The sequence below is a fragment of the Streptomyces sp. NPDC014734 genome, assembly GCF_043083325.1.
Lineage (GTDB): Bacteria > Actinomycetota > Actinomycetes > Streptomycetales > Streptomycetaceae > Streptomyces.
On record NZ_JBIBYN010000005.1, the window covers coordinates 168257 to 174256 of the forward strand.

General features: G+C 70.2%; 4 protein-coding genes. 2 read left to right on the plus strand and 2 right to left on the minus strand.

Features of this window, described 5'->3' with window-relative positions; all coding sequences use genetic code 11:
- Nucleotides 1–322 precede the first annotated feature (322 nt).
- Nucleotides 323–1408: an LCP family protein gene (locus ACF1CT_RS11380; protein WP_391783575.1), complete on the plus strand. Its 1086-nt coding sequence runs from the start codon at nt 323–325 to the stop codon at nt 1406–1408.
- Nucleotides 1409–1568: 160 nt separating this feature from the next.
- Nucleotides 1569–1964, plus strand: coding sequence for an NTP pyrophosphohydrolase (locus ACF1CT_RS11385; protein ID WP_391783576.1), 396 nt, complete (start codon nt 1569–1571; stop codon nt 1962–1964).
- A 45-nt stretch (nt 1965–2009) separates the two neighbouring features.
- Here ACF1CT_RS11385 and ACF1CT_RS11390 read toward each other — a convergent pair whose 3' ends face one another.
- Together ACF1CT_RS11390 and dxs are read right to left on the minus strand one after the other, a co-directional pair.
- On the minus strand, nt 2010–3521 hold the full coding sequence (locus tag ACF1CT_RS11390) for an amino acid permease (protein WP_391783577.1): 1512 nt from the start codon (nt 3519–3521) through the stop codon (nt 2010–2012).
- Between the two features lie 178 nt (nt 3522–3699).
- Nucleotides 3700–5622 (minus strand): 1-deoxy-D-xylulose-5-phosphate synthase, encoded by a 1923-nt coding sequence (gene dxs / locus ACF1CT_RS11395; protein ID WP_391783708.1) that lies wholly within the window; start codon nt 5620–5622, stop codon nt 3700–3702.
- Nucleotides 5623–6000: the final 378 nt, after the last annotated feature.

The following is a 6000-nucleotide window of genomic DNA, read 5'->3' on the forward strand; positions in this document are numbered from 1 at the left end:
CCGATACGCAAACTCATCGCTCCCCGACCGTTCTTCACTGAATGCTCTTTCCGTGCCGAACGGCGTTGGGCGGAGCCCCCACGTGCCTCTGTTGAGAAATCGATTTGAACACAACAGCAACAACTGATGTCACAATAATACTCGACAGGGTCGATTCCTCATTGACTCCTGTCGCATCAGGCGGCTTTGAGGCATGCGTCATGCCCGGGCAGAAGCGCGGTACCCCACGGAGCGACTTCGGCACGCAAGGCACCGCCCGCCGCCCATTCCTCTCCTCCCGCACGCGCACAGGCGTGTCCCGACGGAAGAATCAGACGAGTCCATGACAGATCAGAACTTTGGCGGATCGCGCACGTCCCCGGAAACGGGCTCGGGGCGAGGTCCCCGCAAGCGCCGCCGCGGCCTCAAGATCACCCTCGGCGTCCTGCTCGTCCTGCTGCTCGCCGCCGGCGGCACCGTCTACTGGCTGTACAGCAGGCTCGACGGGAACATCACCGGCGTGAACATCGACGAGGCGCTCGGCGAGGACCGCCCCGAGAAGCTGCCGACCAGCGGCCAGAACCTGCTGGTTCTCGGCTCCGACTCGCGGGCCGGTGCCGAGAACCAGGAGCTGGGCGGCGGGGGCGCCATCAGCGGCGCCCGCTCCGACACCGCGATGGTGGTGCACATCCCCGAGGGCCGTACCAGGGCGGTCGCCGTGTCCATACCGCGCGACACCCTGGTGACCAGGCCGGAGTGCGCCAAGGCCGACGGCTCCACGGTGAAATCCGCGGACCGCGTGATGTTCAACTCGGTCTACTCCCAGGTCGGCCCGGCCTGCGTGGTCAAGACGGTGGAGAAGATGTCCGGGGTCCGGATCGACCACTACCTGGAGATCAACTTCGCCGGGTTCAAGGAGCTCGTCGACGCGATCGGCGGCGTCACCGTGGACGTCCCGCAGGACATTCACGACAAGTCCTCCGGCCTCGACCTCACCAAGGGCGAGCACCGGCTCGACGGCACCCAGTCGCTCGCCTACGTCCGCACCCGGCACGGCATCGGGGACGGCAGCGACCTCGGCCGGATCGGGCTGCAGCAGCAGTTCCTGCTGGCGCTGCTGAGCGAGGTCAAGTCGCAGGACCTGCTGAGCAGTCCGACCAACACGTACCGGATCGCCAACTCGGCGACCAAGTCCCTGACGACCGACGAGGGTCTCGCCTCGTTGACGTCGCTGTCGAAGTTCGCCCGTTCCATGCAGGGCGTCGACCCCGCGTCGATGGAGACGATCATGCTCCCGGTGGCGTACGACAAGGTCGACCCGAACCGGGTGGTCGCGGCACAGCCGCAGGCCAAGACGTTGTGGAAGGCGATCCGGGAGGACACCGCGATCCCGGAGTCCGCGAAGAAGTCCCCCGCGACGGGCGGCTGAGAGCCTGTCGGGTGACCTTCGACCGGAAAGCGGACGCGGCATGGTGCGTGCGATCCCGGCAACGCCGGAAGTGTGCGTGCCAGGACGTGGCCGCCCGGTCAGAGGTCACCCGGCAGGCTATGACGGCGCGTACGGCACCGGGCCGTGTCACGCTGACGCCATGGTGGACGAACGGACCCTGGTGATCGTCGACGCGGCCAATGTGGTCGGGTCGGTGCCCGACGGCTGGTGGCGGGACCGGCGCGGGGCGGCCGAGCGGCTGCGCGACGCGCTGGTCCCGTTCGCCGAGACCGGGCTGCCCGGCCGGGCCGGCCCCGTCGAGCTGGTGCTGGTCGTCGAGGGCGCGGCCCGGGGAGTCGCCCCGGTGCCGAGGGTGCGGGTGGACCCGGCGCCCGGCACCGGGGACGACCGGATCGTGGAACTGGTGGCCGCGGCGGCGGGCCGCGACCGCGTGGTGGTCACCGCCGACCGGGAGCTGCGGCGGCGGGCCGAGGCGTACGGGGCGCGGTGCGTGGGGCCCCGTGCGGTGCGGCCGTCACCGCCTTCGCACGACTGACGGGCCGCCGGTGCGCTGTGTGTTCCGGTGGTGCCCCGGCCGGTGCTATCGGCGTTCTGCGGGCGTGTGGAGCCGGCTGTGGGCGCGCCCGTAGACGAAGTAGATGATCACCCCGATGACCATCCAGGCGCCGAACCGCAGCCAGGTCTCCGCGGGCAGATTGAGCATCAGCCACAGCGAGGCGGCGACCGACAGGACCGGGATGAGCGGGACCCATGGGGTACGGAACGCGCGGTGCAGTTCGGGGCGGGTGCGGCGCAGCACCAGGACCCCGAGGGCGACGACGACGAACGCGAAGAGCGTGCCGATGTTCACCAGGGTCGCGAGTTCGTTGATGCTGGTGAATCCGGCGATGATCGCGATGACCACGCCGAGCAGGATGGTCGGCCGGTACGGGGTGTGGAAGCGCGGGTGCGTCACGGAGAAGAAGCGCGGCAGCAGACCGTCGCGGCTCATCGCGAAGAACACCCTCGTCTGGCCGAGCAGCAGGATCAGGCAGACCGTGGTGAGGCCGATGGCGGCGCCGAAGCTGATGAGTCCGGCGTAGACGGGGTGGCCGACGGCCTTGAACGCGTCGGCCAGCGGGGCCTCGACGGACAGGTCGGTGTAGTGCTCCATGCCGGTGACCACCAGGGACACCGCGACGTACAGCACGGTGCAGATGAGGAGCGAGGCGAGGATGCCGCGCGGCATGTCGCGCTGCGGAACCTTCGTCTCCTCGGCGGCGGTCGCCACCACGTCGAAGCCGATGAAGGCGAAGAAGACGACGGAGGCGGCCGTGAAGACGCCCATGACGCCGAAGTTCGTCGGCGCGTAACCGGACATCAGCTGGAACAGCGGCGCGGTCAGCCCGGAGCCCGTCGGCTGCGGCTGGGCCGGGGGGATGAACGGCGAGTAGTTGGCGGCCTTGACGAAGAACAGCCCCGCGATGATCACGACGAGCACCACGGCGACCTTGATGCCGACCACGATCGTGGTGACCCGGGCCGAGAGCTTCATGCCGAGCACCAGCACGACGGTCAGGACGAGCACCAGGGCGAAGGCAAGGATGTCGAAGCCGAATCCTTTCGCCACATCGGTTCCGGAGAGCACACCGGGCAGGCTCCAGCCGAAGTTGTCCAGCAGTGAACGGACGTAGCCGGACCAGCCGACCGACACCACCGCCGTACCGAGCGCGAATTCCAGCACCAGGTCCCAGCCGATGATCCAGGCGACGAGTTCACCGAGCGAGGCGTAGGCGAAGGTGTACGCGGAACCAGCGACCGGGACCGTGGAGGCGAACTCGGCGTAGCAGAGCGCGGCCAGGGCACAGACGACGCCGGCGACCACGAAGGCGAGGGCGGTGGCCGGACCGGCGGTCTCCTTCGCCACCTTTCCGGTGAGCACGAAGATGCCCGTGCCGATGACGACGCCCACCCCGAAGACGGTGAGATCCAGCGCGGAGAGGGACTTCTTGAGCGCGTGCTCCGGCTCCTCGGTGTCGCGGATGGACTGCTCGACCGTCTTGGTCCGGAACAGTCCGTCGCTGCTGGGGGGTGTGTCCTGCTGGGCGGTCACCGGCGTACCTCCACGCGCTCGTCGTGTACGCCATGATTTGGGACCGCGTCGGCGGCAACCGATCGCATACCGGGCAATTTCACGCAAATGGGCCGGTCGGACCACCCGTAGGGGGTGGCCGACCGGCCCAAGGGACCGCGTCGCGGGTCACACGGACGGAGCCGTGCCGCAGAACGGATCAGTCGCGGACGGGCTCGACCACGGAGCTGTCGTCGGCGTCCGTCCCGAAACGCCCGTCGAACTTGGCGACCAGGCCGGTGACCTGGCGGGCGATGTCCGGCGCGGTGAGCCCGATCTCGGCCATGACCTCCTTGCGGGAGGCGTGGTCGAGGAAGCGCGGCGGGATGCCGAAGTCGCGCAGCGGCACGTCCACCCCCACATCGCGCAGCGCCTGGGAGATCGCGGAGCCGACGCCGCCGGCCCTGCTGTTGTCCTCGACGGTGACGACGACCCGGTGCCGCTCGGCGAGCGGTGCCATGGCCTCGTCGACCGGCTTGACCCAGCGCGGGTCGACGACGGTCGTCGAGATGCCCTGGGCGTCGAGCAGATCGGCGATCTCCAGGCACATCGGGGCGAGCGCGCCGACGGAGACCAGCAGGACGTCCGGCCGCTCGGTGCCGGGCTCGCGCAGCACGTCCATGGAGCCGACCCGGCCGACGGCCTTGACCGCCGGGCCGACCGCGCCCTTGGAGAAGCGGACCACGGTCGGCGCGTCGTCGACGTCGACGGCCTCGCGGAGCTGGGCGCGGACCTGGTCGGCGTCGCGCGGGGCGGCGATCCGGAGCGTGGGCACGCACTGGAGGATCGACATGTCCCACATGCCGTTGTGCGAGGCGCCGTCGGTGCCGGTGATGCCCGCCCGGTCCAGGACGAAGGTGACCCCGCACCTGTGCAGCGCGACATCCATCAGGACCTGGTCGAAGGCCCGGTTGAGGAACGTGGCGTACACCGCGAAGACCGGGTGCAGTCCGCCGGTGGCGAGACCGGCCGCGGACACCGCGCCGTGCTGCTCGGCGATGCCCACGTCGTAGATCCGGTCCGGGAACGCCTCCTCGAACTTGCTCAGGCCGACCGGCTGGAGCATGGCCGCGGTGATCGCGACGATGTCCTCGCGCTCCCTGCCGAGCTTGACCATCTCCTCGCCGAAGACGGAGGTCCAGTCGAGCCCCGCGGTGGCGACCGGGAGGCCGGTGTCGGGGTGGATCTTGCCGACGGCGTGGAAGCGGTCGGCCTCGTCGAGCAGGGCGGGGGTGTAGCCGCGGCCCTTCTCCGTGAGGCAGTGCACGATGACGGGCCCGCCGAAACGCTTGGCGCGCTGGAGCGCGGACTCCAGGGCCTCCATGTCGTGACCGTCGATCGGGCCCACGTACTTCAGGCCCAGGTCCTCGAACATGCCCTGCGGGGCGATGAAGTCCTTCAGGCCCTTCTTCGCGCCGTGCAGCGTCTCGTACAGCGGCCTCCCGACGACGGGGGTGCGCTCCAGGATGTCCTTGCCGCGGGCCAGGAAGCGCTCGTAACCGTCGGTGGTGCGCAGGGTCGCGAGGTGGTTGGCGAGGCCGCCGATGGTCGGCGCGTAGGAGCGCTCGTTGTCGTTGACGACGATGACGAGCGGGCGGTCCTTGGCGGCGGCGATGTTGTTCAGCGCCTCCCAGGCCATGCCGCCGGTGAGGGCACCGTCGCCGATGACCGCGACGACGTGGTCGTCCTTGCCGAGCACCTCGTTGGCCTTGGCCAGGCCGTCCGCCCAGCCGAGGACGGTGGAGGCGTGCGAGTTCTCGATGACGTCGTGCTCGGACTCCGCGCGGGAGGGGTAGCCGGACAGGCCGCCCTTGCTCTTGAGCTTCGAGAAGTCCTGGCGGCCGGTGAGGAGCTTGTGCACATAGCTCTGGTGGCCGGTGTCGAACAGCACCTTGTCCTTCGGCGAGTCGAAGACCCGGTGCAGGGCGATGGTCAGCTCGACCACACCCAGGTTGGGGCCGAGGTGGCCGCCGGTCTTCGATACGGCGTCGACGAGGAAGGTCCGGATCTCCTCGGCGAGCTGGTCCAGCTGCTCCGGAGTGAGCCGGTCCAGGTCACGCGGTCCGGCGATGCGAGTCAGCAGATCCCACCCGCCCGCCGCCGCCCTTGCACGTCGCGCTTCGCGCGGCTGTGTCACCGTGCCTCCTTGCGTGTTGAGCTGGGTCGAGCATGCCGATCCAGTGAGTCTAGTGTTCCGTCCGTGCGAGGGGTCATCCGGCGGGGCGTTCGGGACCCACTCGGGACGTGATCGGGGTCTCGCGCGCACGTGAGACGGGGTACGGACGTGCCGGTACGTGACCGAGGTCTCCCGCGCACGTGTGACGCGGGACACGGACAAACACACCGACGCGGGGCCCGGGGCGGGGCCCGGCGGGGGGGGGGGGGGGGGCCCCCCCCCGGGGGCCGCCCCCCCCCCCCCCGCCCCCGGGGGGGCGGGGCGCCCCCCCCCCCGCCCCCCCCC